The organism is Humibacter antri, from assembly GCF_054777235.1.
On sequence record NZ_BAAHAW010000058.1, the window covers coordinates 1 to 5,118 of the forward strand.

Genomic DNA, 5,118 nt, shown 5'->3' on the forward strand with positions numbered 1-5,118 from the left:
CTTACGTACGTGTGTGTGAGTAGTGTTTGTCAAGTTGTTGGCTTATTAGTACCGGTCAGCTGCACAAGTCTTTAGTCCTTGCTTCCACATCCGGCCTATCAACCCAGTCGTCTGGCTGGGAGCCTCTCCCCCGAAGGGATGGAAGTCTCATCTCGAGGCCGGCTTCCCGCTTAGATGCTTTCAGCGGTTATCCATCCCGAACGTAGCTAATCAGCGGTGCTCCTGGCGGAACAACTGACACACCAGAGGTTCGTCCAACCCGGTCCTCTCGTACTAGGGTCAGATCCTCTCAAACTTCCTACGCGCGCAGCGGATAGGGACCGAACTGTCTCACGACGTTCTAAACCCAGCTCGCGTACCGCTTTAATGGGCGAACAGCCCAACCCTTGGGACCTACTCCAGCCCCAGGATGCGACGAGCCGACATCGAGGTGCCAAACCATGCCGTCGATATGGACTCTTGGGCAAGATCAGCCTGTTATCCCCGAGGTACCTTTTATCCGTTGAGCGACAGCGCTTCCACAAGCCACTGCCGGATCACTAGTCCCGACTTTCGTCCCTGCTCGACCTGTCAGTCTCACAGTCAAGCTCCCTTGTGCACTTACACTCGCCACCTGATTGCCAACCAGGTTGAGGGAACCTTTGGGCGCCTCCGTTACTCTTTAGGAGGCAACCGCCCCAGTTAAACTACCCACCAGGCACTGTCCCTGAACCGGATTACGGTTCGAAGTTAGACATCCAGAGTGACCAGAGTGGTATTTCAACATTGACTCCACGAACACTGGCGTGCCCGCTTCATAGTCTCCCACCTATCCTACACAAGCCACACCGAACACCAATACCAAGCTGTAGTAAAGGTCACGGGGTCTTTCCGTCCTGCTGCGCGTAACGAGCATCTTTACTCGTAATGCAATTTCGCCGAGTTCGCGGTTGAGACAGCTGGGAAGTCGTTACGCCATTCGTGCAGGTCGGAACTTACCCGACAAGGAATTTCGCTACCTTAGGATGGTTATAGTTACCACCGCCGTTTACTGGGGCTTAAATTCTCAGCTTCGCCTTACGGCTAACCGTTCCTCTTAACCTTCCAGCACCGGGCAGGCGTCAGTCCGTATACATCGTCTTGCGACTTGGCACGGACCTGTGTTTTTAGTAAACAGTCGCTTCCCACTGGTCTCTGCGGCCATCACACGCTTCCGGGAGCTAGTCCCTTCACGCTTCAGGCCCCCCTTCTCCCGAAGTTACGGGGGCATTTTGCCGAGTTCCTTAACCACGATTCTCTCGATCTCCTTGGTATTCTCTACCTGACCACCTGAGTCGGTTTAGGGTACGGGCGGCTGGAACCTCGCGTCGATGCTTTTCTTGGCAGCATAGGATCACCGACTTCCCCTTACGGGTCCGCATCGTGTCTCAACCTGTATGGACGACGGATTTGCCTATCGTCCGGTCTACGCACTTGCACCGGGACAACCATCGCCCGGCATCGGCTACCTTCCTGCGTCACACCTGTTAATACGCTAGCCGCACCAGCATAGGGTCGTGTGCTAGGCCCACACGCCTCGACCCGAAGGCCTCAGTCATGGGGATTCAGACACTTAGCATTACTGGATTGACTGGGACGGTTCTTCGCCGGTACGGGAATATCAACCCGTTGTCCATCGACTACGCCTGTCGGCCTCGCCTTAGGTCCCGACTTACCCAGGGCGGATTAGCCTGGCCCTGGAACCCTTAGTCTTTCGGAGGACGGGTTTCTCACCCGTCTTTCGCTACTCATGCCTGCATTCTCACTCGTGTAGCGTCCACGGCTGGATCACTCCGCCGCTTCACCCGCCACACGACGCTCTCCTACCCATCAACACCACTGAACCAACCGGACAAGCCGGCGGCTTATGTCTATGCGTCAATGCCACAACTTCGGTGGCGTGCTTGAGCCCCGTTACATTGTCGGCGCGGAATCACTTGACCAGTGAGCTATTACGCACTCTTTCAAGGGTGGCTGCTTCTAAGCCAACCTCCTGGTTGTCTATGCAACTCCACATCCTTTCCCACTTAGCACGCGCTTAGGGACCTTAGTTGGTGGTCTGGGTTGTTTCCCTCTCGACGATGAAGCTTATCCCCCACCGTCTCACTGCTGCGCTCTCACTTACCGGCATTCGGAGTTTGGCTGACGTCAGTAACCTTGTAGGGCCCATCGGCCATCCAGTAGCTCTACCTCCGGCAAGAAACACGCAACGCTGCACCTAAATGCATTTCGGAGAGAACCAGCTATCACGAAGTTTGATTGGCCTTTCACCCCTACCCACAGCTCATCCCCTCCATTTTCAACTGAAGTGGGTTCGGTCCTCCACGACGTCTTACCGTCGCTTCAACCTGGCCATGGGTAGATCACTTCGCTTCGGGTCTAGAACACGCGACTGAAAACGCCCTATTCGGACTCGCTTTCGCTACGGCTACCCCACACGGGTTAACCTCGCCACGTATCACTAACTCGCAGGCTCATTCTTCAAAAGGCACGCCGTCACCCCAACAAGGAGGCTCCGACGGTTTGTAAGCAAACGGTTTCAGGTACTATTTCACTCCCCTCCCGGGGTACTTTTCACCTTTCCCTCACGGTACTTGTCCGCTATCGGTCATCTGGGAGTATTTAGGCTTATCAGGTGGTCCTGACAGATTCACACGGGATTTCTCGGGCCCCGTGCTACTTGGGATCCTCTCCACGCTGCGTCACGCATTTCGGCTACGGGGCTCGCACCCACTACGGCCCGCCATTCAAAGCGGTTCGCCTACACGCACGCATCACGCCAGCTGCCCGGCAGAACAGCAACGGAAAGTCCCACAACCCCGACCATGCAACGCCCGCCGGCTATCACACATGGCACGGTTTAGCCTCATCCGCGTTCGCTCGCCACTACTAACGGAATCACTTTTGTTTTCTCTTCCTGTGGGTACTGAGATGTTTCACTTCCCCACGTTCCCTCTACCCGCCCTATACATTCAGGCGGGAGTAACCAGGTCACCACAAAGGGCCTGGCCGGGTTTCCCCATTCGGACACCCTCGGATCACAGTTCGCTTATCAACTCCCCGAGGCTTATCGCAGATTGCTACGTCCTTCTTCGGCTCCAGATGCCAAGGCATCCACCGTTCGCTCTTAAAAACTTGAAAAACACATGAGTCTAAAATCGATCGGCCCACCCCGCAAAGGATGAGCAGATTGACCAATGATCTTTCATGAACAGCACAAAAAGCACTGCTCAGATCATCTGACCCGAACCCAAAAGGGTTCGAGTCGAAGATGCTCGCGTCCACTGTGTAGTTCTCAAAATACGGTCGGCACCCACCCCGCACCCCGCCACACAGGCGAGACGAAGAATGGGCCCAGAGGTTCAGGAACGACCTTCCGGCCGGCCCGGTCCCTCAGGACCCAACAGCGTGCATGCCCCCGACCATCCGAACCGGAAACGTTCCTTGCTCTCACGAGCCGTACTAACTTCCAGTCCTTCGATCGAGGACCAATGTCAATGTTCCACCCATGAGCAACCAGCAGGACACAGTCGGCCCTGATCTGGCGCCTGGACACCCTCGCGGGTGCCAGTAGCTCCTTAGAAAGGAGGTGATCCAGCCGCACCTTCCGGTACGGCTACCTTGTTACGACTTAGTCCTAATCACCGATCCCACCTTCGACGGCTCCCTCCCACAAGGGGTTGGGCCACCGGCTTCGGGTGTTACCGACTTTCATGACTTGACGGGCGGTGTGTACAAGGCCCGGGAACGTATTCACCGCAGCGTTGCTGATCTGCGATTACTAGCGACTCCGACTTCATGAGGTCGAGTTGCAGACCTCAATCCGAACTGAGACCGGCTTTTTGGGATTCGCTCCACCTTACGGCATCGCAGCCCTTTGTACCGGCCATTGTAGCATGCGTGAAGCCCAAGACATAAGGGGCATGATGATTTGACGTCATCCCCACCTTCCTCCGAGTTGACCCCGGCAGTCTCCTATGAGTTCCCACCATCACGTGCTGGCAACATAGAACGAGGGTTGCGCTCGTTGCGGGACTTAACCCAACATCTCACGACACGAGCTGACGACAACCATGCACCACCTGTCCACCAGTGTCCAAAGAGTTCCCCATTTCTGAGGCGTTCTGGTGTATGTCAAGCCTTGGTAAGGTTCTTCGCGTTGCATCGAATTAATCCGCATGCTCCGCCGCTTGTGCGGGCCCCCGTCAATTCCTTTGAGTTTTAGCCTTGCGGCCGTACTCCCCAGGCGGGGCGCTTAATGCGTTAGCTGCGACACGGAAACCGTGGAATGGTCCCCACATCTAGCGCCCAACGTTTACGGCGTGGACTACCAGGGTATCTAATCCTGTTCGCTCCCCACGCTTTCGCTCCTCAGCGTCAGTAACGGCCCAGAGAACTGCCTTCGCCATCGGTGTTCTTCCTGATATCTGCGCATTCCACCGCTACACCAGGAGTTCCATTCTCCCCTACCGCACTCCAGTCTGCCCGTACCCACTGCAGACCCGAGGTTGAGCCTCGGGATTTCACAGCAGACGCGACAAACCGCCTACGAGCTCTTTACGCCCAATAATTCCGGACAACGCTCGCACCCTACGTATTACCGCGGCTGCTGGCACGTAGTTAGCCGGTGCTTCTTCTGCAGGTACCGTCACCCGAAGGCTTCTTCCCTGCCAAAAGAGGTTTACAACCCGAAGGCCGTCATCCCCCACGCGGCGTTGCTGCATCAGGCTTGCGCCCATTGTGCAATATTCCCCACTGCTGCCTCCCGTAGGAGTCTGGGCCGTGTCTCAGTCCCAGTGTGGCCGGTCACCCTCTCAGGCCGGCTACCCGTCGTCGCCTTGGTAAGCCATTACCTCACCAACAAGCTGATAGGCCGCGAGCTCATCCCCAACCAAAAAATCTTTCCACCCACACACCATGCGGTGATGGGTCATATCCAGTATTAGACGCCGTTTCCAGCGCTTATCCCAGAGTCAAGGGCAGATTGCTCACGTGTTACTCACCCGTTCGCCACTAATCCCCCAGAAGCAAGCTCCCAGGATCATCGTTCGACTTGCATGTGTTAAGCACGCCGCCAGCGTTCGTCCTGAGCCAGGATCA

General features: G+C 56.3%; 2 rRNA genes. Both read right to left on the bottom strand.

The annotated features are described in order from the left end of the window. Window positions 1-25: 25 nt before the first annotated feature. A 23S ribosomal RNA gene (locus ACYVDK_RS18255) occupies window positions 26-3,159 on the bottom strand. Between the two features lie 441 nt (window positions 3,160-3,600). Beyond that, window positions 3,601-5,118: ribosomal RNA gene (locus ACYVDK_RS18260) — 16S ribosomal RNA — on the bottom strand; the annotation flags it as partial.